Raw genomic sequence first — 22,061 nt, forward strand, 5'->3', positions numbered from 1 at the left:
ACCCGCTCAGTGCTCGTTCAATGCCCGCAGCTGCTGCTGCCGCAGGAGGTGATGGGCTGGGCGGCCTGCGCCGCCTGGAGGGCCGTGGCCTCGCTCGCCTCGGGCTTGGTGAGCGCGCCCGTGGCGCTGTCGTAGCCGACCTGCTGCATGTGGAACACCAGGGCGGCGTCCATCATCTCGGCGTGCGCCGGGAACCACTGCGCCAGCTCCGGGCCGATGATGCGCATGGGCTCGAGGTCCTGGAGCTCCAGAGCGTAGCGGCGCACCTCACGCAGGGTGTCCAGCACCATCTGGTGCTGCTTGCTGTGGCAGTTCTCAGGGGCAAATCCCGTGGCCGCCATCCAGCGCTCCTCCATGGCGAAATGCGCCTCGGTGTGGGCCAGCAGGGCCTCGAAGGCGGGCATGGGGTCACCGCCACTGGCGAGGGCCGTGGAGAAGTCGTTCAGCAGACCCACGAATTCCTCGTGGGTGTCGTCCAGCTCGGCGTGCTGCAGCGCGAGCTCGGGGGTCCAGGTGATCAGGCTCATGGCCCGAACGATACCTGAGCCACCTGACAGCGCCGCATCGCGCGCCGCGTCACAGGCCGCCGGCTCGCGGGAATCTTGCGGTCGATCAAGGATCCGGAGCGCCGTCCGCCCCCTCGGCCGGCGACGACGCCGATGCCCCCTGATTGCGGGGCAGCTTGTGAAGCTAGGGGGACGCCTGCGGGCCGATCGGTCCTAAGGTTCGAGCCACACAAGTTCCCAACCCCAGGAGGTTTCCATGACCGATCAAGTTCTGAAGGCTCACAAGCCCCTGTTCAAGCACCTTGGCGGCGCCCTGGCCCTCGCGGCGGCGGCGGCGGCGGTGCCGAGCCTCTCTCACGCCGATGTGCTGCTGGAAGGCGCGACCGTGGCCCTGGTCGCGGGCACCAGCAGCGCAGCCGAGCCGCAGCTGGCCGGCACCATCATCGAGGACCGCACCGATGCCTTCAGCTTCTCCAGCACGAACGGCACGGTGAGCGGCAGCCTGCAGTCCCGCGTGGTGCGGTCCATCGACGGCACGGTGGACTTCTACTGGCGCGTCTTCAGCGACGCCCGCTCGGCGGACGACATCGGCAGCTTCCGCCTGGGCAATCTCTTCACGAGCGTGTACCTCGTCAACTGGCGCAACGACGGCTCGGGCGACGTCGCGCCGGTCAATGCCCATCGCTTCACCGGGACCCAGAGCGCCGCCTTCAACTTCAACTTCCAGCACTTGAACGACCTCGGCGCGATGGTGGGCCTGGGCGCTGACAAGTCCTCGTTCTTCATGTTCCTGGACACCGACGCCACCACCTACGACTTCTCGGGCCTGATGGACGTGGCCGACATGAACCACACCCACATCTCCAGCCTGTTCAGCACCTTTGCGCCCACCGTGGCCCAGGTGCCGGAGCCTGGCAGCCTGGCGCTGACCGGCCTGGCGCTGGCGCTGCTGCCGCTGCGCCGCCGCCGTCAGGCCTGAACGGGCCTCAGGCCAGGCGTGCCCGGTGGCGAACCACCTGGGCACGCACCTGGTCCGGTGCCGTGCCGCCCAGGATGTTGCGGGCATTGAGCGAGCCGCGCAGCGAGAGCACCTCGAAGACGTCGGCCTCGATGCGCGCATCGAACGCCTGCAGCTCCTCCAGGCTCAGGGCCGAGAGGTCGCGGGCCTGCGTGATGGCAGTCTTGACCGCGTGGGCCACGACTTCGTGCGCATCGCGGAAGGGCAGGCCCTTCTTGACGAGGTAGTCGGCGAGGTCCGTGGCCGTGGCGTAGCCGCGCATGGCGGCGCGCTCCATGGCCTCGGGCTTCACCGTGATGCCGGCGGCCATCTCGGCGAAGATGCGCAGGGTGTCCTTGAGCGTGTCGACGGTGTCGAACAGCGGCTCCTTGTCTTCCTGGTTGTCCTTGTTGTAGGCCAGGGGCTGGCCCTTCATCAGCGTGATCAGGCCCATCAGGTGGCCCACCACGCGGCCGCTCTTGCCGCGGGCCAGCTCGGGCACGTCGGGGTTCTTCTTCTGCGGCATGATGGACGAGCCCGTGCAGAAGCGGTCGGCGAGGTCGATGAAGCCGAAGCTCTGGCTCATCCACAGGATCAGCTCCTCGGACAGGCGCGAGACGTGCACCATCACCAGCGCCGCGGCGGCACTGAACTCGATGGCGAAGTCGCGATCGGAGACGGCGTCCAGGCTGTTCTGGCACACGGCCTCCATGCCCAGCGTGCGGGCCACGCGCTCGCGGTCCAGCGGGTAGCTGGTGCCGGCCAGGGCGGCGGCGCCCAGGGGCAGGCGGTTCACGCGGCGGCGGACGTCGGCCATGCGCTCGGCGTCGCGGGCGAACATCTCCACATAGGCCAGCAGGTGGTGACCGAAGGCCACGGGCTGGGCGACCTGCAGGTGGGTGAAGCCCGGGAGGATGGTCTCGGCGTTCTTCTCCGCCACGTCGACCAGGGCCAGCTGCAGGGCGTTCAGCAGCACGGCGATCTCGTCGATCTCGCTGCGCAGCCACAGGCGCACGTCGGTGGCGACCTGGTCATTGCGGCTGCGGCCGGTGTGCAGGCGCTTGCCGGCCAGACCCACGAGTTCGGTCAGGCGGGCCTCGATGTTGAGGTGCACGTCCTCGAGATCGAGCTTCCATTCGAAGCGGCCGGCCTCGATCTCCTCGCGGATCTGCGCCATGCCGCGCTGGATGGCGGCGTGGTCCTCGGCGCTGAGGATGCCCTGGGCGGCCAGCATCTCGGCATGGGCCAGGCTGCCCTCGATGTCCGCCTTCCAGAGCCGCTTGTCGAAGAAGACGCTGGCGGTGTAGCGCTTGACCAGCTCGCTCATCGGTTCGGAAAACAGCGCGGACCAGGCTTGGGACTTGTTGGCGAGTTGGTTGTCGGACATGGTTTGTTGCAAGGCGACGGGCGGGCTCCGGGCGAAGCGGCCCCTGGGCTGGGGGAGAATGGCCGTCGATTCTAAAGACTGCGATCCGCCCAGCCTTCGAAGCTCATGAAGCAGCCGCCTCCGTCCTCGCTCGATCCCGGCACGACCCTGCTGCCGCCGGTGCTGCCGGCGTCGGCCCCCGCGGCCCTGCGGATCGAGGACGCCGCGCGGCGGGCGCAGCTCTTCGACGTCTGCCACATGGGCCTGGCCCTGCGCGCCGTGCTGGGCGTGCAGCTGGTGCTCTCGGCGGGCATCGCGCTGCAGGCGCCTGACGCTGAGCAGTGGCTGCTGCAGCTGGCGAGTGCGAGCTTCGTGTCGATGACGGCCGTGCTGGCCTGGCTGGTGCTCGTGTGCGCCGGCAAGCACCTGCTGGCGCGGCTGGGCAGTGCGGGCCAGTGGCTGGTGCTGGCGGGCCTCGGTGCCCTGTGCGCCACCGCCGCCTGGCGCCTGCTCAACGAGGCCTCGGGCGAATCCGGCAGCCTGTTCCGCTTCGGCGCCGTGGCCCTCACCGGCGCGGGCGTGGCGTCGGCGCTGTGGATGTGGCTGCACAGCCGCCAGCGCTGGCAGCGTCCCGCCGCGGCGCTGGCGCAGCTGGTGGAGCTGCAGTCGCGCATCCGGCCGCATTTCCTGTTCAACACGCTCAACTCCGCCATCGTGCTGGTGCAGCTGGACCCGCAGCGCGCCGAGAAGGTGCTGGAGGACCTCGCCGAGCTGTTCCGCGTGGCCCTCAGCGAGAACGGCGCCGCCGTGAGCCTGGCCGAGGAGATCGAGCTGGCGCGCCGCTACCTGGAGATCGAGCAGATCCGCTTCGGCGAGCGCCTGCGCGTGCACTGGCGGCTGGACCCCGAGGCCGATGGCGCCCGCGTGCCGCCGCTGCTGCTGCAACCGCTCGTGGAGAACGCCGTGCGGCATGGCGTCGAGCCCAATGACGACGGCGGCGAGATCGAGGTGCTGACGCGCCGCCGCGGCGGGCAGGTCGAGCTGCGGGTGAGCAACAGCGTCGGTCCCGGGCCCTCGCGTCCCGGGCACGGGCTGGCCCTGGACAACGTCCGCGAGCGCCTGCTGCTGATGCATGATGTGGCCGCCCAGTTCGAGCTCCATGCCGAGCCCGGGCGCTATGTGGTGAAGATCCTGCTGCCCCTGCAATCCTGACACTGCCCTGCGATGACCTCGACCGGTGACACGCCCCTGCGGACCCTGATCGTCGACGACGAGCCCCTGGCCCGACTGCGCCTGCGCGGCCTGCTGGAGGGCCTGCCCGGGCTGCCGGTGCGGGTGCTGGGCGAGGCGGGTTCCGCCGGGCAGGCGCTGTCCTGGCTGAAGGAGCATGTCTGCGATCTCGTCTTCCTCGACATCCAGATGCCGGGCCCCGACGGCCTGCAGCTGGCGCAGGCGCTGGAGGCCGTGCCGCATCGGCCCATCGTGGTCTTCGTGACGGCGCATGCCGAGCACGCGCTGCGGGCCTTCGAGATCGAGGCCCTGGACTACCTGACCAAGCCGGTGCGCCGCGAGCGGCTGCAGGCGGCGGTGGAGCGTGCACGGGGCCGCCTGCTGGAGCGCCATGCCGCCGCCACCTGGCAAAGCGCGCAGGCCGAGGCCGAGGCCCTGCCGGACGGCGAGTTCCTGACCATCACCGAGCGAGGCCGTCTGATCCGCGTGCCGCTGGCCGAGGTGCTGTATTTCAAGGCCGAGCTGAAGTACCTCACGGTGCGCACGGCCGGGCAGAGCCACCTGATGGAGGGCTCGCTCTCGGAGCTGGAGCAGCGCCTGGGCCCGCGCTTCCTGCGCATCCACCGCAATGCCCTGGTGGCGCGTCGGGCCCTGCGCGAGCTGGGGCGGCCGCCGGCCTCGCTGGCCCCGGATGCCGATGCCGACGCCAGCGAGGGTTGGGCGGTGCGCGTGGCGCCGGTGGACGACTGGCTGTCGGTCTCGCGCCGGCAGGTGGCGGCCGTGCGCGAGGCCCTGGCCGCCGGCTGAGCGGCTCCCGCGGCCGGGGCGCCGCGCGTCAGCCCGTGTTGCGCAGGCCGGCGGCGATCCCGTTGATGGACAGATGAATGCCGCGCTGCACGCGCTCCATGCTCGGGTCCTCGGTCCGCTTCTCGACCGGGATCGCCCGGTAGCGGCGCATCAGCTCCACTTGCAGATGGTGCAGCGGGTCGATGTAGGGGAAGCGGTGCGCGATGGAGCGGGCCAGCGCCGGGTTGCTGGCCAGGTTGTGCTTCTCGCCGGTGATGAGCGCGACGGCCTCCTGCGTGCGACGGAACTCCGCCTCGATGGCCGCGAAGATGCGCTTGCCCAGCTTGCGGTCCTCGACGAGGTCCACGTAGCGCTGCGCGAGGCCCAGATCGGTCTTGGCCAGCACCATGTCGAGGTTGGACAGCAGGGTGCGGAAGAAGGGCCACTGTTTGTGCATGCGCTTGAGCAGGGCCAGGCGCGCGTCGCGCTGGGCGGGGTCGGCGTCCAGGAAGGCCGCCACGCCGGAGCCGAAGCCGCACCAGCCGGGCAGGGCCACGCGGGACTGGCCCCAGCTGAAGCCCCAGGGGATGGCACGCAGGTCCTCGATGGCGCGGGTGGCCTTGCGTGACGCCGGTCGCGAGCCGATGTTCAGCTCGGCAATCTCGCGGATGGGCGTCGAGGAGAAGAAGTAGTCGGCGAAGCCGTTCGTCTCGTAGACGAGGCCGCGGTAGGCCGCGAAGCTGGTGTCCGAGAGCTGCTGGGCCGCGTCGAGGAAGGACTTGGGCGCGCTCTTGGTCGGGTGCAGCAGCGTGGCCTCCAGCGTGGCGGCGACCAGCGTCTCGAGGTTGCGCCGGCCGATGTCGGGGTTGGCGTACTTGGAGGCGATCACCTCGCCCTGCTCGGTCAGGCGGATCTGCCCGTTCACCGTGCCGGGCGGCTGGGCCAGGATGGCCTGGTAGCTCGGGCCGCCGCCGCGGCCCACCGTGCCGCCGCGGCCGTGGAACAGGCGCAGCGTGATGCCATGGCGCGTCTTGAGCTGGTCGAAGAGGCCCACCAGCGCGATCTCGGCGCGGTAGAGCTCCCAGTTGCTGGTGAAGACGCCGCCGTCCTTGTTGGAGTCGGAGTAGCCCAGCATCACGTCCTGCTCGGCGCCGGAACGCTTCACGAGCGCGGCTTCGCCGGGCAGGGCATAGAAGTCGCCCATGATCTGCGGCGCCTCGCGCAGGTCGCCGATGGTCTCGAACAGCGGCACCACGATGAGGTCGCTCACCGCCTCGCCGTCCAGGACGCCGCGCAGCAGGCCCACTTCCTTGAAGAGCAGCTGGACCTCGAGCAGGTCGCTCACGGTCTCGGTGTGGCTGATGATGTAGTGGCGGATGGCCTCGCGGCCGAAGCGCTGCAGGGCCTCGCGGGCCGCCTCGAAGATGGCCAGCTCACCCTGGCAGCGCTCGCTGTACTCGGCACCGACCACGCGCAGCGGCCGGGCGTCGTTCAGCAGGCCCAGCAGGAGCTGGCGGCGGGCCGCTTCGTCGAGCGCGGCGTAGTCCGGGCAGACGCGCGCGGTGGCCAGCAGCTCGGCGATCACCAGCTCGTGCTGGTCCGAACTCTGGCGCAGGTCCAGCGTGGCCAGATGGAAGCCGAAGACCTGCACGGCGCGGATCAGGGGCTTCAGGCGCGGCGCGATCAGGGCCTCGGCGTGGTGCGTCTTGAGCGAATCCGCGATCACGCGCAGATCCGTCAGCAGTTCCTCGGGCGTGAGGTAGGGGTCCTGCGGCGCGACCGCGTGGCGCAGCGCCTCGGTGCCCGTCAGCGCGTGCAGCGTGGCCGCCATGCGGGCGTACATGCCGGTCAGGGCGCGCCGGTAGGGCTCGTCCATGCGGTGCTCGTTGCGGTCCGGGCTGCGCTCGGCCAGCGCCTGCATCGCCGGGCTGACCTGGGCCAGCCGGGCCGAGATGGACAGCTCCGCGCCCAGCTCGTGCAGCTCGGTCAGGTAGTGGCGCAGGGCCACCTCGCTCTGGCGCTTGAGGGCGTGGCGCAGCGTGGCGGCCGTGACATTGGGGTTGCCGTCGCGGTCGCCGCCGATCCAGTGGCCCATGCGCAGGAAGCTGTTCAGCTCGTGGCCGGGCAGGGCCTCCTCGAGCTCGCCGTAGAGCTTGGGGATCTGGCGCAGGAAGGTGGCGTGGTAATAGGAGAGGGCGTTCTCGATCTCGTCCGCCACGGTGAGCTTGGAGTAGCGCAGCATGCGCGTCTGCCACAGCTGGGTGATGCGGGCCCGGATGAGGCCTTCGTTGTCGCGCTTCTCGCGCTCGGTCTGCAGGCGGTCGCGCTGCTCGACGAGCTCGGCGATGGCCCGTTCAGCATCCAGGATGCTCTTGCGCTGCACTTCCGTCGGGTGGGCGGTCAGCACGGGCGAGATGAAGCCGTGCTGCAGCGTCTTGGCCACCTCGTTGGGCCGAACGCCGGCCTCGTGCAGTCGCTCCATGCAGTAGGCCAGCGAGCCGGCCTGCAGGCTGCCGGCGCGCTCGTGGATCTCCCGGCGGCGCACGTGGTGGCGGTCCTCGGCGATGTTGGCCAGGTGCGAGAAGTAGCTGAAGGCGCGGATCACGCTGACCGTCTGCTCGCCCGAGAGGCTCTTGAGCAGCTTGTCGAAACTCTTGCCGGCCTGGGCATCCCGCTTGTGGCGGAAGGCCACGGAGAGCTGGCGCACGCGCTCGACGAGTTCATAGGCCTCGCGCCCTTCCTGCTCGCGGATGACCTCGCCGAGGATGCGGCCCAGCAGGCGGATGTCGTCCATCAGCGGCTGGTTCTTGTCCTCGGCCTCGCGACGGGTGGGGGTCCGGGGCGTCGCCGTCTTGCCGGTCTTGTGGCTGGCGGCGGAACGGGGGGCTCGTGCGGAGGCGTCGGGACGGGCGGGTCGGGCAGGCATGGCGGCTCGCGGGTTGGCGCCCCGGCAGCGAGGCCGGAACGCGGGGCTTGGGGGTCAGGAAGCGTAGCCCGGTTGCCTTGCTGGGCGCTGTTCAGCCCCATTTCAGCAATGTAACCAAGTTACGTTCATTTGACTTTATCAGTTTCTTTGACCGCATCGTGGCGGGCGGACCACGGCGCTGCGCTAGCATCCCACCATGATGGAAAAGATAGTGATCGCGACGCGCGAAAGCAGGCTCGCCCTCTGGCAGGCCGAACACGTGAAGGCCTTGCTGGAGCAGCGCCTGGGGGCCACCGTGGAACTCCTGGGCATGACCACCCGCGGTGACCAGATCCTGGACCGCACGCTGTCCAAGGTGGGTGGCAAGGGCCTGTTCGTCAAGGAGCTGGAGACGGCCCTGGAGGAAGACCGTGCGCAGCTCGCGGTGCATTCGCTCAAGGACGTGCCCATGGACCTGCCCGAGGGCTTTGCGCTGGTGGCGATCCTCGAGCGCGAAGACCCCCGCGATGCCTTCGTGTCCGGCAAGTACGCGAACCTGGCCGAGCTGCCGCCGGGCGCGCTGGTCGGAACCTCCAGCCTGCGCCGCGTGGTGCAGCTGAAGAACCTGCGTCCCGACCTGCGCATCGAGCCCCTGCGCGGGAACCTCGACACGCGCCTGCGCAAGCTGGACGAGGGCGGCTACGACGCCATCGTGCTGGCGGCCGCGGGCCTGAAGCGCCTCGGCCTTGGCGAGCGCATCCGCTCGTGCTTCGCCCTGGACGAGATGATTCCCTGCGCCGGCCAGGGCGCGCTGGGCCTGGAGGTGCGCGCGGACGCCACCGCGCTGACCCAGGCCCTGTCCACCTTGACAGACGCTCCCACCTGGCTGGCCACGCAGGCCGAGCGCGCGGTCTCGCGCAGCCTCGGCGGCAGCTGTTCCATGCCGCTGGCGGCCCACGCCCGCTGGCAGGACGGTGTGCTGGTGCTGGATGTGGCCCTGGGCCATCCCGAGCAGCCCGAGCGCCCGCTGCTGAAGGCGCGCGTGCAGGGCCAGCCGGCCGATGAAGGCCGTGCGCGAGCGCTGGGCCTGCAGGCCGCCGAGGCCCTGCGAGTCCAGGGCGCCGAGGACTACCTCCGCTGTGCCTGATCCCGCCACGCCGGCGGGCGACGGGCCGGCAGGCCTGCCGCCGCCGCGGCGTCTCATCCTGACCCGGCCGCGCGCGCAGGCCCAGGAGTGGGTGCAACGCATGGCCCGCCTGGGCGTGCCCTGCGACGTCCTGCCGCTGCTGGACATCGCCCCGCTGGATCCGGCGCCTGCCCGCGAGGCCTGGCGGCGGCTGCCGGCGCAGTCGCTGCTGATGTTCGTCAGCCCCAACGCGGTCGAGCACTTTTTTGCGGCACGCCCTCCCGGCGTGCCCTGGCCGGCGGGCACGCTGGCCGCCACGGTCGGGCCCGGCAGCGCACAGGCCCTCCTGCAGCAGGGCGTGCCGGCCGCCCTCCTGCGACAGCCGCCGGCCGACGCGAGCAGCCTGGATTCCGAGCACTTGTGGCCCGTCCTGGCCTCGAATGACTGGCAGGGGCGCCAGGCGCTCATGGTGCGCGGTGATGGGGGCCGGGAATGGCTGGCCGATCGCCTCCGGGAGGCGGGCGCGATCGTGGACGCGATCAGCGTCTACCGGCGCGCCGCGCCGCAGCTCACACCGCCGGAGCGGGGCGTGCTCGACCGGGCCCTGGACGCGCCCCAGTCCCATGTCTGGCTCTTCAGCAGCGCCGAGGCCATCGACCACCTGCCCGCACTGGCCGGGCGCCCGGTGGACTGGTCCCGGGCCTGCGCCATCGCCACGCATGAGCGCATTGCGCAGCGCGCGCAGCAGCTGGGCGTCGGGCATGTGGTTTTGACGCGACCGGACGCCGACGCTGTCGCCGCGGCCCTGCAGGGGCCTTGGGACTGAACCCTACAATCCGCGGCACTGTGAGCGAGCAAGACATCCCCCGCAGCGCCCCGGCTTCCGAGCCCGAGAGCGCCTCCGTGCTGCCCGAGAAAGTGCCGGCCCGTGCCGGCACGCCGGGTTCGCTGACCCTGGTCCTCATGTCGCTGGGCGTGCTGTCGCTCGGCGCGCTCGCGCTGGCGTGGCAGGGCCACAGCCGTGTCCGGCAGCTGGAGCAGGAGCTGGTGCGCCGCCAGGACCAGAGCCAGACGCAGGCCACGGACGCCCGCGTCATGGCCACCCGCGCCCAGGACGTTGCCCAGGAAACCGCCGCCAAGCTCACGCTGCTCGATGCGCGCCTCGCCGAAGTCGCCTTGCAGCGCGGGCAGCTCGAGGAGCTGATCCAGTCCATGTCCCGCTCTCGGGACGAGAACGTGCTGGGTGACATCGAGGCGTCGCTGCGCGTGGCCCTGCAGCAGACCAGCATCACCGGGAGCGCGGAGCCCCTGGTGTCGGCGCTCAAGCAGGCGGACGAACGCCTGCAGCGCTACAAGCAGCCCCGCCTGGAGGGCGTGCGTCGTGCCGTCATCCGTGACCTCGACCGCGTGAAGGCGGTGAGCGTGGTCGACGTGGCCAGCCTGGGCATCAAGCTGGACGAGGTGGCGCGCCTGGCGGACGAGCTGCCGCTGCTGTCGGTGCCGGAGCGCGCCGCGATGGCCGAGGGCGAGCCCCGGCCGGAGATGCGCCCGGACATGCGCCCTGACGCGCGCCTCGATGCCAAGGCCCGCAAGACGAGCCCGGCACCGGCCAAGCCCGCCTCGGCCGCCGAAGGCTGGGATGCCTGGTGGGGCCTGGCGCAGGACCGCTGGAAGGACTTCAGCACCCAGGTCTGGCAGGAAACGAAATCGCTGGTCCGCGTGACGCGCATCAGTCATCCGGAAGCCGCGCTGATCACCCCCGAGCAGGGCTACTTCTTGCGGGAGAACCTCAAGCTGCGCCTGCTCAACGCCCGTCTGGCGCTGCTGAGCCGCCAGTACGACACGGCACAGGCTGACTTGCGTGAGGTGCTGGCCCTGCTGGACCGCTATTTCGACATGCGTTCACGCAAGGCGCAGTCCGCCGCCGAACTGTTGCGCCAGGTCCAGGGCCAGGCGCGCCAGGTGGCGGTGCCGCGTCCTGACGACAGCCTGGCGGCCCTGGCCGCGGCTGGGCGCTGAGGGAGGCGGGTCATGCGCATCGTGATCTGGCTCGTGCTGGTGTTTGCCGCCGCGGTGGTGGCGGCCCTGACGCTCGGCAGCAATGACGGCCTGGCGAGCTTCTACTGGAATGGCTGGCGGCTGGATGTCTCGCTGAACCTGTTCCTGCTCGCGCTGGTGGCCGGGTGTTTCGCGTTGGTGACGCTGATCCAGACGCTCAATTCGCTCGTGTCCCTGCCGAGGCGGGCCCGCGAGTGGCGGATGTCTCAGCGGGAGCGCAGCGCCCAGCTCGCGCTGCGCGAGGCGCTGGCCGAGTTCTTCGGCGCCCGCTACGGCCGCGCCCAGAAGGCGGTGCAGCGGGCCTTGAGCATTCAGTCGCAGACGCCCGACCTCGCGCAGGACCACGCCTTCATGGCGCTGAGCCACCTGCTGGCGGCCCAAAGCGCGCATCGCCTGCAGGACAAACGTCGCCGGGACGAGCAGCTCCAGCTGGCGCTGCAGTTCGCGCAGCAGTCGTCGCAGGCCAAGGCCCAGGAAGAGGGCGCCCGGCTGCTGGCGGCCGAATGGGCCCTGGACGACCGTGACGCGACACGTGCCGCGCAGATCCTCGCGGAGCTGACGCCGGGCGTCGCGCGGCGCACGCAGGCGCTGCGGCTCAAGATGCAGGCGGCCCGCCTGGCGCGCCAGCCGCTGGAGGCCCTGCGCACCGCGCGCATGCTTGCCAAGCATCAGGGCTTCTCCAAGGCGGCGGCCCAGGGGCTGCTGCGCTCGCTGGCTGTCGAGGCGCTGGAGGCGGCGCGGGATGTCGATCAGCTGCGCACGGCCTGGCAGCAGCTGGATGCGGCGGACCGGCGCGACGTCTTCGTGGCCGCCCGTGCCGCGCAATGTGCCGCGGGCCTGGGCGCCCCGGACGACGGCCGCGGCTGGCTGCGCCCGTCCTGGGACGACTACGCCGACCTGCCGGCCGACGAGCGTGCAGCGCTGGCAGAGTCCCTGGTGCAGTGCCTCCCGGGCCTGGGCCAGGACTGGCTGCAGCGCCTGGAAGGTCTTCTGCAGCGCCATGCCCGCGATCCCGGGCTGGCCTACGCCCTCGGTCATGCCCTGGCGGAGCGTCAGCTGTGGGGCAAGGCCCGCCTCATGCTGGAGCAGGCCGCCGAGGACCGGCAGCTGGGTGTGGCGGCACGCCGCAAGTGCTGGCTGAAGCTGGCGGACCTGGCCGAGCACGACGGCGACGCCGAGCGCCGCGCTCGCTGCTTCGAGGCCGCCGCGACGCTGGCCTGATCGACCTCGGGCGCCGCCCGGCGCTCCTGCCTCGCCGCGCGTCTGGCATCGGCGTGACCGAGTGCTGGCTGCATGCCGGCCCGTCCTACCTTCGGGATTCCGTGCGCCGGGTGGGCGGGGGCAGGGCGCCGGGTGCGGATGGTCTCCGGCCGATGGCGGTCCGGGGTCAGAGGAGAAAAATGTCGAACATACTTGCGCAGCTGGAAAAACCCATGCTATAGTTCAAGGCTTCGGCGGCTGTAGCTCAGTTGGATAGAGTACTTGGCTACGAACCAAGGGGTCGTGGGTTCGAATCCTGCCAGCCGCGCCAAAATTCAAATGCAAGTCCTCAGGCAGCTGCTTTATCCAGCTGCTGTCCTGGGATCAGCAAGATAGTTGATTTGAGGTGTGCGTCTTGATATTGAAAAGTATCGAGACAATCCGAAAAAATAAATGTGAGCCTTGGCTTGCGATTCAATCGAAAATCGCGCTATAATCTAAGGCTTACTAAGCGGCTGTAGCTCAGTTGGATAGAGTACTTGGCTACGAACCAAGGGGTCGTGGGTTCGAATCCTGCCAGCCGCGCCAAAACAAGAAGAAATGAAAAGGTCTGTGAGAAATCACAGGCCTTTTTTGTTTTGGGCCCCGGATGCTCGAGAGGGGTCGGGACGCCTCGAGATTCGTCAGGCTACGTCAGCGGTCCCTCAGGCCGCTTGGCTTTCTGATCCGACTTACTCGACTTACTCGACTTACTTGACTTACTCGGCATATCCGACTTACTCCGCTTGCCTGGCTGAACGCAGGGCATGAAGCCGGAGCCAGAAGCCCTGGATATGGACCTCGGCCGACACGACCTCGTACACGGCGGGTGGCACGGCGATGGTCAGGGTCGGGTAGTACCAGTCCGGGCCCGCATCGGCCGCGGCGCACAGCAGAAAGCGGCCGCCGGAGTTAGGCAGGACGAGGCCGGTCGGCAGGAACTCGTCCGGCGCGACGGACGCCACAGCGCTCCGCAAGGTCGGGCCATCATGCCGGGCGTCCGGCCACGTCATGGGCACCACGAGCACACCGCCACAGAAGCCGTCGTGGGGCACCCAGGTGCTCATTGGAACCTCATCGCCCAGCACGAGCGCCGCACCGGCGCTGGTGTGCACCAGACCGGCGAGTCCCGCGACATCACAAGCGGCGTCGTAGTCCGAGGCGGGTGCCGACGGATCTCCCGACCATCGGAACGAGGTGCTGCCCCGCCGTGGGTCACGGGATGCCTGGGTGCCAGACCATGCGCTGCAGGCCTTGGCAGGCAGCAGCACATGCGGACCGCCGTCGCAGCTCACCCAGGACAGCGGGTCCGTGGTCATCGCCGCCTCCCTTCTGGCGCATGTGCCGGGGCTGCGGACAAGGAGCAGGCGGGACAGGGGTGCGCCAACCGACGGCAGGGCCGGCGCGGCAGGCCGGGGCACGCGCGGATCACTGGCCCCCCTGGACGGCTTCGAGCGCAGCAGCTCCAGTTCGGGGGCCCTCGGTGGTGACGGCATCCAGCAGCAGCGCTTCCACCGTTCCCGGCGCCAGCTGCAGGGAGGCGAGGATGTCGGCCCCGTGCGCCCCCGCGGCCGGTGGCGCGCCGGGTGCGCGCGTCTGACTGCGCGAGAAGCGGGGCGCGGGATTCGCCTGCCACTGGCCCTGCACCTGCGTGTAGGCCTGCCGCGCCTGCTGGTGCGGATGCAAGGGCGCCTCATCCAGGCTCAGGACGCCCGCCACGCAGGCGTCCGTGCCTTCGAGCAGCGCCATCCAGGCGTGGCGGGGCTTCTCCCGCAGGCGTGCCGCCACGCGCTCCCGCAGCCGCGGCCACTGGCGGGTGTCCATCTGCTGGGCGGGGTCCTCGTCTGCCAGATCCAGTCGCTGCAGCAGCTCGCGATAGAAGGCCGGCTCGATGGCGCCCAGGCTCAGGAACCGGCCATCCGAGCATTCAAAGCTGTCATAGAAGGGGCTGCTGTGCAGGAAGAAGTTCTGAGCGGGCGATTCGGGCCAATGCCCTTGCCCGGCCAGGCTTCGGACGAGACTGCCCAGCAGGTTGGCACCGTCCAGCATCGCGGCGTCGATGACCTGCCCGCGCCCCGAGCGCTGGGCCTCCAGCAGGGCACAGACCATGCCGAAGGCCAGCAGCAGGCCGCCGCTGGCCATGTCGCCGACGACGGTCGCCGGCAGCGTGGGGGCCTGGCCCGGCCGCTGGCTGAGATTCAGCAGGCCGCTCAGCGCGACGTAGTTGAGGTCGTGGCCGGCCGCCTGGGCCAGCGGGCCGGTCTGGCCCCAGCCGGTCACGCGCCCGAACACCAGACGCGGGTGCTGCGCTTCGAGCGCCGTCGGCCCCAGGCCCAGGCGTTCCATCACGCCCGGGCGATAGCCCTCGATCAGGCCGTCTGCCGTCAGGATCAGCTGCCGCAGGGCCTCGAGGGCCTCGGGTTTCTTCAGATCCAGGACCAGTGACCGCTTGCCCCGGTTCATGGCGCCCCCGCCCCCCAGACTGCGCTGCGCGGCAGGGCGCTCGACCACGATCACGTCCGCGCCCATGTCGGCCAGCATCATGCCGGCAAAGGGGCAGGGGCCGATGCCCGCCAGCTCGATGATGCGAACGCCAGCCAAGGGACCCGTCGCCATGCTGTTCCTTCCGAGGTGTAGTCGTCTGGCGAGACAATACACGGATGAGCAAGGCCTTCACCAAGGAAAGCGACGGGGACGATGACGATGACGCCCCCGGTCTGCCGCCGTTGCCCGCCGGCACGCGCAACTACATCACCCCGCAGGGCTATGCCCGACTGAGGTCGGAGTTCATGGAGCTGCTGGATGTCGAGCGCCCCAAGATCGTCGAGATCGTGTCCTGGGCCGCCAAGAACGGCGATCGTTCCGAGAACGGCGACTATCTCTACGGCAAGAAGCGGCTGCGGGAGATCGACCGGCGCCTGCGCTTCCTGACGAAGCGCCTGGACATCGCCGAAGTCGCCGACCCGGCCGTTCACCATGGCAGCGACCAGATCTTCTTCGGTGCGACCGTGACCTACGCGAACAGCAAGGGGGAGGAGCGCACCATCACCATCATGGGCATCGACGAGGCCGACAGCCTGCAGGGCGAGGTGAGTTGGGTGTCCCCGATCGCCCGTGCGCTCCTGAAGGCCCGCGAGGGTGACGAGGTGCAGCTGATGACGCCTGGCGGGCTGGAGCAGCTGGAAGTGATCGAGGTCCGCTACCCCGCCCCGGGGGCGCAGAGCCGCTGATCGACCGCGGGCGGGGTCAGCTGCCCCAGGAGGGCATCAGGCCCGCGACCGGGCCGCTCAGGGCTTGATGCGCCAGACGCGCAGCACCGCGGGCGAGCGCTTGAGCATGCGCAGCACTTCGGCGACGTGCAGGCGATCCCGGACCGAGATCAGCAGTTGCATCTCGGCGGTTTCCCGGGCCTGTGACTCGTCGCTCATCGAGATGTGCGTGATGTCGGCCTCCGCGGTGCTGACGGCCGTGGCGATCTGGGCCAGCACGCCCTTGCCGTTCTTCATCAGCACGCCGATGGCGGCCTCGAAGCTGCGGGTCATCTCATCGGCCCAGGCGACGGCGATCCAGTGCTCGCTGTCGCGCTGGAACAGCCGGCGGCCCACCTGGCACTCGGCGGTGTGCACGATGAGGCCTTCACCGCGGCCCAGGTAGCCCTTGATGTCGTCGCCCGGCACGGGGCGGCAGCAGCTGGCCAGACGCACGGTCGCGCCCTCGCTGCCATCCAGCGTGATCTGGCCCTGGGTCGTCTGGTCGTCGGTGCCGAAACGGCCGAGCGTGAGCGTGACGGCGTCCGGGCGCTGGCCCTGCGCTGCGAGCATCCGGGCCATCTTCTTGGCCACGATGGTGGCGATCTTGCGGCCGAGGCCGACTTCCACCAGGAGCTCGTGCACGTTGCGGTTGCCCGCCCACCGGGCAAGGTCCAGCCAGAGGGCGTGGGCCTCCGGGTCCTCGGCATCGAGACTCGGGAGCGCCAGACCCTCGGCGCGCAGGGCCTGCGCCAGCATCTTCTGACCGAGTTCCTGCGATTCCTCCTGCTCCAGATTCTTCAGGAAGTGACGGATCTTGGAGCGGGCGCGGCCGGTCCGGACAAAGCTGAGCCAGGCCGGATTCGGACGCGCGCCCGTGGCGGTGATGATCTCGACCACGTCGCCGCTGCGAAGCTCGGCCCGCAGCGGCACGGGCTCGCCGTTGACCTTGGCGGCGACGCAGTGATCGCCGACGTCGGAGTGGATGGCGTAGGCGTAGTCCACCGGCGTCGCACCCCGGGGCAGGGCCATGATCTTGCTCTTGGGCGTGAAGACGTAGACCGCGTCCGGGAACAGGTCGATCTTGACGTGCTCCAGGAATTCGCTGGCGTCGCGGGTCTCGTCCTGGATGTCGATCAGCGATTGCAGCCAGCGCGATCCCAGCTGCTGCACCGCCTGCGCGTTGCCCTTGGCCTTGTAGAGCCAGTGCGCCGCCACGCCCTTTTCCGCCACCATGTGCATGGTCTCGGTGCGCATCTGGAATTCGACGGGCGTGCCCAGCGGGCTGACCAGCGTGGTGTGCAGGCTCTGGTAGCCGTTGGGCTTGGGAATGGCGATGTAGTCCTTGAAGCGGCCGGGCTGGGGCTTGTAGAGCTGATGCAGCACGCCCAGCGCCAGATAGCACTGAGGCAGCTCGTCCACCACCACCCGGAAGCCGAAGATGTCGCTGACCTGGGCAAAGCTCAGGTGCTTCTCGCGCATCTTCTTGTAGATGGAGAACAGGGTCTTCTCCCGCCCCTGGATCTCGACCTTCAGACCGGCATCGGCGAAGGCCTTGACGACGTCACGCTCGATGCGGGACACGAGGTCCCGCCGGTTGCCGCGCGCCTTGCCGATGGCCTTCGAGAGCGCGCCGTGCCGCCAGGGATGGATGTACTGGAAGGACAGCTCCTGCAGCTCCCGGTAGATCTCGTTGAGGCCCAGACGGTGGGCGATGGGGGCGTAGATGTCGAGCGTCTCGCGGGCGATGCGCCGGCGCTTCTCGAACGCCATGTGCCCCATCGTCCGCATGTTGTGCAGGCGGTCGGCCAGCTTGATCAGGATGACCCGCACATCGCGGGCCATTGCCAGCAGCATCTTCCGGAAGGACTCGGCCTGGGATTCCTCCTTGGTCGAGAACTGCAGCTTGTCCAGCTTGGTCAGGCCGTCCACCAGCTCGGCCGTCGGGGCCTCGAAGCGCTCGATCAGCTCGGTCTTGGTGACCCCGCAGTCCTCCATCGCGTCGTGCATGAGCGCGGCCATGATCGCCTGGGCATCCAGGCGCCAATCGGCGCAGATGCCAGCGACGGCGATCGGATGGGTGATGTAGGGCTCGCCGCTGGCCCGGAATTGCCCCAGATGGGCTTCGTCAGCGAACTTGTAGGCCTCGCGGATCCGCTTGATGTCGCCCTTGGGCAGGTACGTCAGCCGGTGCAGCAGCGCGTCGAAGGAGGCCGCCTCGGCCTGCGTCGGCTCTGGGGCGGTCTTGTGCAGGCCCGGCATCAAGGCGGCGGGCAGCGAAGCGGCGAAGGAGCGAAGACCCATGGAGAGAAAGTAACACAAGGGCGGGGCTGGTCGCCGTGGCCGGGACAAATTGCGACGCGTTGACGACGGATGCCGCCGTCGATCGGGGCCAGCGCATGAAAAAAGGCGCCCCGAAGGCGCCTTTTCAGCAGCGGTGCGTGGCTTAGACCGGCACCTTGCGCAGCATCTCGATGCCCACTTCGCCGGCAGCGATCTCGCGCAGGGCGGTCACGCCCGGCTTGTTCTTGCTCTCGATCTTGGCGCTGTGGCCCTGGCTGAGCATGCGAGCGCGATAGGTGGCCGCGAGCACCAGCTGGAAGCGGTTGGGGATCTTGGTCAGGCAATCTTCAACGGTGATGCGGGCCATGGGCGGGTTCCAGTGATGTTGTTCGGAGGGTCTTGAAACGCCGTCCACCAGAGGTGGAAGGCGCTTCAGGGCAGGTCCAGCGCCTTGAAGACGGTGGACTTGCTGCGACGCTGAGAGGCGTATTTTAACCGCTGCGCGTGCACGATGGCCTTCAGATCGAAAAGAGCGGTCTCGAAAACGGCGTTCACCACGACAAAATCGAACCGGTGGGCCTGGGCCACCTCGATTCGCGCATTGGCCATGCGGCGTTCGATGACCTCCTCGGCCGTATCCCCGCGCCGGGTCAGGCGCTGGCGCAGCTCGTCCCAGCTGGGGGGCAGGATGAACACCAGCACGGCATACGGGAACAGTTGCTTGATCTGCAGAGCGCCTTGGAAGTCGATCTCCAGCACGACGTCCTCCCCCTGCTTCATGCGCTCCTCGATCGACGCACGGGAGGTGCCATAGAGGTTGCCGTGCACCTCGGCCCACTCGAAGAACTCGCCCCGCTCCACCTTGGAGCGGAACTCTTCCGGCGAAATGAACCAGTACTCGCGGCCATGCTGCTCCTGCCCACGCGGGGCACGGGAGGTGTGCGAAATCGAGACTGCCAGCTTGGCGTCCAGCTCCAGCAGGGCCTTGACCAAGCTGGATTTGCCTGCGCCGCTCGGGGCGGCCACGACGAAAAGATTGCCCGGGTATTCCATCCCTGGATTGTCGCTCACTCGGAACGCAGGCCTGAAGTCCGGGCAGGGGCCGGTCCGCAGGCCCCCAGCATCTGGCGGGTGTCCAAGGTCTGGCGAACGGCAGCGCGCCGCCAGCGGTGGCGGCCGGGGCCGGGAGAGCCTGGGTCGGTCCTGGCTCGCGCCGCCAGGGCCTCTGCCTTCCGACCGGCCGGTCGCCGGCCCGAGGTGACTCGCTCCGACGAGCGAGGGCCGTCCGAGCCGCGAGGGGAGGGGTGTCATGGCACGAGGCCGGGTGTCGTTGATGCCTCAGTGGTCCAAGGAGGGTGAGATCCGCCCGGGTGCCTGTCGGCCCGCCTCGTGGGCAGCGGGTGCTCTCATTCGCTCCGGCTCGGCAGGTGCTGCCAGGCGGAGGCGGCTGGTGCGCGTTCGGGTCGCGCTTAGAAGCTGTGGCGCAGGCCGAGCGACAGGGTGTTGCCGTCATGCAGGCCGTCCACCTTGTCGTTCATGTAGACGGCGTAGAGATCGGTGCGCTTGGACAGCGAGTGGTCATAGCCCAGGCTCAGGGTCTTGTGCGTGCTGCCGCCGAACAGCGGAATGATGCCGGCGAACGTGCCGGTCCGCACTTTCGAGTGCCCCCACGCTGCCAGCAGCTTGCCGTTTCCATTGATGGGCACTTCAGCGCTGATGTCATAGAGGCGCAGCTTGCTCCCGTAGGAGTCGTCGTCGATCTGCCCGACCTGGGCGTAGAGCTTGACGGCCCTGAAGTCGTAGGCGGCGCCGACGTTGAAGGTCTTCTCGCGTCGGCCGTTGGTGGGAGCGGCGGCATCCGTGCCGACAGACTGGTAGGCCAGCGTCGCGCTGAAGGGGTCGCCGAAGTAGACCACGGTGGCGGCGTAGCTCGACTTGCCCACGCCTTCGCCGACGGCGGCCTGCAGGTTCACCCGCATGCCCGACATCATGGGACTGAGGTAGCTCACCGAGTTCCGCCAGGCGGTGTCATTCTGCAGACGGGCCGTCTTGCTGATCGGGATGTCCCGGCCATCCAGGTAGTAGTGCAGCAGGGTGGGGGAGAAGCCGAACGAGTCACCGAAGCTGTTGAACAGCAGCAGGGACACGAACATCTGACTGGTGTTCCGGCCCACACGGACCTGACCGAAATCGCCACTGAGGCCGACGTAGGCGTTCTTCGCGAACATGGCATCGCCGGAGAAGCGGCCGGCGGCGCCGGTGTCCATGCCGATGAAGCTCTCCAGGGCGAATTGCGCCTTGAGGCCGGTGCCCAGGTCTTCTGTGCCGCTGACACCCCAGAAGCTGGTGCTCATGTCCCCTGAGTTCACGGCCTTGATGCGGTTGGCGCCTGCCAGCTGGTAGGACCCGACGCCAGCATTGACAAGGCCGTACAGCTTGACGCTGCTCTGCGCCATTGCGGCGTTCATGGTGATAAATAGCATGGATGTGGCCAAGAGTGCAGATGATCTCATCACGGTGTGTTCCTTTGTGTATTGAACTGATCGGCATTCGATCCATCATCGCTTGCCGGATTTGAATGATATTTATGATGATGAATAGATGATGGGTGAAAACCCCATGTTTCCGCGAGAATGAGACAGGTCGCGCTGGGCTGGGAGGCGGGTTCAGGCGGGGTGAAGTTCCGACGGGTGACGTCCGGTGGTGCTGGTGAGGCCGGAGCCGGGGGTGTCGATCACCGGTGACGTGCCGAAGGCCTGCTGGAAGGCATGGCTGGCGCGCAGGACCGTGAGATCGTCGTACTGACGGCCGATGAGCTGAAGACCGATGGGCAGGCCCTCGCTGCCGATGCCGGCGTGGACGGTGGCTGCTGGCAGACCCAGCTGATTGCACCAGGGGGTGTAGAGCGGGTAGGGGGGATCGCGGTGCAGGTCGGCGCTGATGGCAGGGGCCACGGTGGGGTGGGTCGGGCACAGGATGAGGTCATGCTGAGTGAAGAACTCGTTCACTTCCCGCCCGCAGTCGCCACGCCGTGTCAGGGCCTCCAGGATGCTGTGGGGAGGGAGCTCTCGCCCGGCGTCGATCAAGGCCTTCAGTGAGGGATCCAGCGAGCGTGCGGCGTCGCCGAGGGAGTCGGCGAGTCTTGCGGCAAAGGCGCTCCACAGCACGCCGTGAATTTGCAGGCATTGAAGGATGGCGGGCGGGTCGGCCAGTTCGACGACGGCTCCGAGCGACTCCAGCAACGTGGCGCTTCGCTTGAGCGTTGCCAGGATCTCCGGGTCCGGCAGGCGGTCCAGTCCCAGCGAGGGGCTGACGGCGATTCGCAGGCGTGGAAGTGGGGCTCTCAGGGTGGATCGATAGTCGATGGGGTCATAGGGCAGTGCGTACCAGTCGCGCGGGTCGGGTCTCGCGATGATGTTCATCAGGGCGGCGGCATCCTCGGTCGTGCGAGCCATGGGTCCGACGTGGCTCAGCAGGGCGAACGCGCCTCGCGGGTGATGAGGGACGCGCCCGAAGCTTGGCTTGAGGCCGTAGATGCCCGTGAAGGCGGCAGGAATCCGGATCGAGCCGCCGCCGTCCGTGCCGAGGGCCAGCGGCGCGAGGCCCGCGGCGACCGCGGCTGCGGCGCCGCTGCTTGAGCCGCCGGGGGTGTGCAGCAGGTTCCAGGGATTGCGGGTGACGCCCGTCAGGGGGCTGTCGCTCGTGATCTTGTGGGCGAAGTCGGGCAGGGTGGTCTTGCCGAAGATGACGGCGCCGGCCTCCCGGAGGCGCTGCACGGCGGGGCTGTCGGGAATCTGGGCGCGCTCATCGCCGATGGCCAGCGAGCCGAAGCGTGTCGGCATGTCGCCAGTGCCCAGGTTGTCCTTGATGGAGACGGGGATGCCATCCAGCGAGCCCAGGGCCTTGCCGGCGCGCCAGCGGGCCTCCGAGGCGCGTGCCTGCTCCAGGGCGCTTTCCGGATTCATGGCGCAGAAGGCGTTGAGATCCGGGGCCAGTTGCTCATGTCGGGCCAGCAGCGCCTGCGTGGTCTCGACGGGCGACAGGCTCTTGGTGGCATAGAGACCGACAAGCTCGGTGGCGCTCAGCTGGTGTATTCGTGACATCGTTGCTCCTTGAGTGTGAATCATGCTAATAAATCAAAGGCACTCAGCGCAAGGAAAGAAGAAGTAATGAGCGTCTTCATCCACTTCATTGACGATCACATCCATTGTTCATCGAGTCAAACGGAGGATGATGGCAGTCCCATAGAGGGTAAGCACCTATCTTTCACTTGTGTGACGCAGGTCTATTATGATCATAAATAAACAAGGAGCCAAG

18 protein-coding genes and 2 tRNA genes are annotated in these 22,061 nt (G+C 68.9%); 10 read left to right on the plus strand and 10 right to left on the minus strand.

Annotation, left to right across the window (positions count from 1 at the left end):
- Positions 1-17: 17 nt before the first annotated feature.
- Positions 18-527, minus strand: a complete 510-nt coding sequence (locus QRD43_RS10415; RefSeq protein ID WP_285982398.1) for a hemerythrin domain-containing protein — start codon at positions 525-527, stop codon at positions 18-20.
- A 235-nt stretch (positions 528-762) separates the two neighbouring features.
- Between QRD43_RS10415 and QRD43_RS10420 the strand changes: the two genes are divergently transcribed.
- On the plus strand, positions 763-1,485 hold the full coding sequence (locus QRD43_RS10420; protein ID WP_285982399.1) for a PEP-CTERM sorting domain-containing protein: 723 nt from the start codon (positions 763-765) through the stop codon (positions 1,483-1,485).
- 7 nt (positions 1,486-1,492) lie between these two features.
- On the opposite strand, the gene argH is transcribed toward QRD43_RS10420, so the two are convergent.
- Positions 1,493-2,890: an argininosuccinate lyase gene (gene argH / locus QRD43_RS10425; protein ID WP_285982400.1), complete on the minus strand. Its 1,398-nt coding sequence runs from the start codon at positions 2,888-2,890 to the stop codon at positions 1,493-1,495.
- A 105-nt stretch (positions 2,891-2,995) separates the two neighbouring features.
- Here argH and QRD43_RS10430 point away from each other — a divergent pair, with 105 nt between their 5' ends.
- Positions 2,996-4,081 (plus strand): sensor histidine kinase, encoded by a 1,086-nt coding sequence (locus QRD43_RS10430; RefSeq protein ID WP_285982401.1) that lies wholly within the window; start codon positions 2,996-2,998, stop codon positions 4,079-4,081.
- A gap of 12 nt (positions 4,082-4,093) precedes the next feature.
- The gene (locus QRD43_RS10435; protein ID WP_285982402.1) at positions 4,094-4,906 is read left to right on the plus strand and encodes a LytR/AlgR family response regulator transcription factor; all 813 of its coding nucleotides are present in this window, start codon (positions 4,094-4,096) and stop codon (positions 4,904-4,906) included.
- 28 nt (positions 4,907-4,934) lie between these two features.
- Here QRD43_RS10435 and ppc read toward each other — a convergent pair whose 3' ends face one another.
- Positions 4,935-7,811 (minus strand): phosphoenolpyruvate carboxylase, encoded by a 2,877-nt coding sequence (gene ppc / locus QRD43_RS10440; RefSeq protein ID WP_434063851.1) that lies wholly within the window; start codon positions 7,809-7,811, stop codon positions 4,935-4,937.
- A 199-nt stretch (positions 7,812-8,010) separates the two neighbouring features.
- Here ppc and hemC point away from each other — a divergent pair, with 199 nt between their 5' ends.
- From hemC to QRD43_RS10470, 6 genes are all read left to right on the plus strand, one after another.
- Positions 8,011-8,937 carry a hydroxymethylbilane synthase gene (gene hemC, locus QRD43_RS10445; RefSeq protein ID WP_285982520.1) on the plus strand — a complete coding sequence of 309 codons (927 nt, stop codon included), beginning with the start codon at positions 8,011-8,013 and terminating at the stop codon, positions 8,935-8,937.
- On the plus strand, positions 8,930-9,742 hold the full coding sequence (locus QRD43_RS10450; RefSeq protein ID WP_285982403.1) for a uroporphyrinogen-III synthase: 813 nt from the start codon (positions 8,930-8,932) through the stop codon (positions 9,740-9,742). Before hemC ends, QRD43_RS10450 begins: the two co-directional genes overlap by 8 nt.
- Positions 9,743-9,762: 20 nt before the next feature.
- Positions 9,763-10,935 (plus strand): uroporphyrinogen-III C-methyltransferase, encoded by a 1,173-nt coding sequence (locus QRD43_RS10455; protein WP_285982404.1) that lies wholly within the window; start codon positions 9,763-9,765, stop codon positions 10,933-10,935.
- Between the two features lie 12 nt (positions 10,936-10,947).
- Positions 10,948-12,195, plus strand: coding sequence for a heme biosynthesis HemY N-terminal domain-containing protein (locus QRD43_RS10460; RefSeq protein ID WP_285982405.1), 1,248 nt, complete (start codon positions 10,948-10,950; stop codon positions 12,193-12,195).
- A gap of 233 nt (positions 12,196-12,428) precedes the next feature.
- Positions 12,429-12,505 (plus strand) — tRNA-Arg (locus QRD43_RS10465).
- A gap of 180 nt (positions 12,506-12,685) precedes the next feature.
- Positions 12,686-12,762: transfer RNA gene (locus tag QRD43_RS10470), tRNA-Arg, on the plus strand.
- A 188-nt stretch (positions 12,763-12,950) separates the two neighbouring features.
- Here the strand turns inward: QRD43_RS10470 and QRD43_RS10475 are convergent.
- Positions 12,951-13,532, minus strand: coding sequence for an Imm21 family immunity protein (locus QRD43_RS10475; protein WP_285982406.1), 582 nt, complete (start codon positions 13,530-13,532; stop codon positions 12,951-12,953).
- Between the two features lie 109 nt (positions 13,533-13,641).
- Positions 13,642-14,829: a CaiB/BaiF CoA transferase family protein gene (locus QRD43_RS10480; RefSeq protein ID WP_285982407.1), complete on the minus strand. Its 1,188-nt coding sequence runs from the start codon at positions 14,827-14,829 to the stop codon at positions 13,642-13,644.
- 44 nt (positions 14,830-14,873) lie between these two features.
- Here QRD43_RS10480 and greB point away from each other — a divergent pair, with 44 nt between their 5' ends.
- Complete coding sequence (gene greB / locus QRD43_RS10485; protein WP_285982408.1) at positions 14,874-15,443, plus strand: transcription elongation factor GreB; 570 nt, start codon at positions 14,874-14,876, stop codon at positions 15,441-15,443.
- A 57-nt stretch (positions 15,444-15,500) separates the two neighbouring features.
- Here greB and QRD43_RS10490 read toward each other — a convergent pair whose 3' ends face one another.
- From QRD43_RS10490 to QRD43_RS10510, 5 genes are all read right to left on the minus strand, one after another.
- A complete protein-coding gene (locus QRD43_RS10490; RefSeq protein ID WP_434063852.1) occupies positions 15,501-17,765 on the minus strand; it encodes a RelA/SpoT family protein in 2,265 nt (754 codons plus the stop codon).
- A 142-nt stretch (positions 17,766-17,907) separates the two neighbouring features.
- Positions 17,908-18,111 carry a DNA-directed RNA polymerase subunit omega gene (rpoZ, locus tag QRD43_RS10495; protein ID WP_183102758.1) on the minus strand — a complete coding sequence of 68 codons (204 nt, stop codon included), beginning with the start codon at positions 18,109-18,111 and terminating at the stop codon, positions 17,908-17,910.
- Positions 18,112-18,176: 65 nt separating this feature from the next.
- Positions 18,177-18,797, minus strand: coding sequence for a guanylate kinase (gmk, locus tag QRD43_RS10500; RefSeq protein WP_285982409.1), 621 nt, complete (start codon positions 18,795-18,797; stop codon positions 18,177-18,179).
- Between the two features lie 416 nt (positions 18,798-19,213).
- Entirely contained in the window at positions 19,214-20,227 is a 1,014-nt protein-coding gene (locus QRD43_RS10505) for a porin (protein WP_285982410.1), read from the minus strand.
- A 183-nt stretch (positions 20,228-20,410) separates the two neighbouring features.
- The gene (locus QRD43_RS10510) at positions 20,411-21,847 is read right to left on the minus strand and encodes an amidase family protein (protein ID WP_285982411.1); all 1,437 of its coding nucleotides are present in this window, start codon (positions 21,845-21,847) and stop codon (positions 20,411-20,413) included.
- Positions 21,848-22,061 lie beyond the last annotated feature (214 nt).

The organism is Roseateles subflavus (assembly GCF_030285365.1).
Lineage (GTDB): Bacteria > Pseudomonadota > Gammaproteobacteria > Burkholderiales > Burkholderiaceae_C > Roseateles_B > Roseateles_B subflavus.

What these genes read in the sequence shown, in the direction of transcription:
- QRD43_RS10415 (WP_285982398.1), bottom strand. Translation starts at nt 527, where the DNA reads ATGAGCCTGATCACCTGGACCCCCGAGCTCGCGCTGCAGCACGCCGAG.
- QRD43_RS10420 (WP_285982399.1), top strand. Translation starts at nt 763, where the DNA reads ATGACCGATCAAGTTCTGAAGGCTCACAAGCCCCTGTTCAAGCACCTT.
- argH (WP_285982400.1), bottom strand. Translation starts at nt 2,890, where the DNA reads ATGTCCGACAACCAACTCGCCAACAAGTCCCAAGCCTGGTCCGCGCTG.
- QRD43_RS10430 (WP_285982401.1), top strand. Translation starts at nt 2,996, where the DNA reads ATGAAGCAGCCGCCTCCGTCCTCGCTCGATCCCGGCACGACCCTGCTG.
- QRD43_RS10435 (WP_285982402.1), top strand. Translation starts at nt 4,094, where the DNA reads ATGACCTCGACCGGTGACACGCCCCTGCGGACCCTGATCGTCGACGAC.
- ppc (WP_434063851.1), bottom strand. Translation starts at nt 7,811, where the DNA reads ATGCCTGCCCGACCCGCCCGTCCCGACGCCTCCGCACGAGCCCCCCGT.
- hemC (WP_285982520.1), top strand. Translation starts at nt 8,011, where the DNA reads ATGGAAAAGATAGTGATCGCGACGCGCGAAAGCAGGCTCGCCCTCTGG.
- QRD43_RS10460 (WP_285982405.1), top strand. Translation starts at nt 10,948, where the DNA reads ATGCGCATCGTGATCTGGCTCGTGCTGGTGTTTGCCGCCGCGGTGGTG.
- QRD43_RS10475 (WP_285982406.1), bottom strand. Translation starts at nt 13,532, where the DNA reads ATGACCACGGACCCGCTGTCCTGGGTGAGCTGCGACGGCGGTCCGCAT.
- QRD43_RS10480 (WP_285982407.1), bottom strand. Translation starts at nt 14,829, where the DNA reads ATGGCGACGGGTCCCTTGGCTGGCGTTCGCATCATCGAGCTGGCGGGC.
- greB (WP_285982408.1), top strand. Translation starts at nt 14,874, where the DNA reads ATGAGCAAGGCCTTCACCAAGGAAAGCGACGGGGACGATGACGATGAC.
- QRD43_RS10490 (WP_434063852.1), bottom strand. Translation starts at nt 17,765, where the DNA reads ATGGGTCTTCGCTCCTTCGCCGCTTCGCTGCCCGCCGCCTTGATGCCG.
- rpoZ (WP_183102758.1), bottom strand. Translation starts at nt 18,111, where the DNA reads ATGGCCCGCATCACCGTTGAAGATTGCCTGACCAAGATCCCCAACCGC.
- gmk (WP_285982409.1), bottom strand. Translation starts at nt 18,797, where the DNA reads ATGGAATACCCGGGCAATCTTTTCGTCGTGGCCGCCCCGAGCGGCGCA.
- QRD43_RS10505 (WP_285982410.1), bottom strand. Translation starts at nt 20,227, where the DNA reads ATGCTATTTATCACCATGAACGCCGCAATGGCGCAGAGCAGCGTCAAG.
- QRD43_RS10510 (WP_285982411.1), bottom strand. Translation starts at nt 21,847, where the DNA reads ATGTCACGAATACACCAGCTGAGCGCCACCGAGCTTGTCGGTCTCTAT.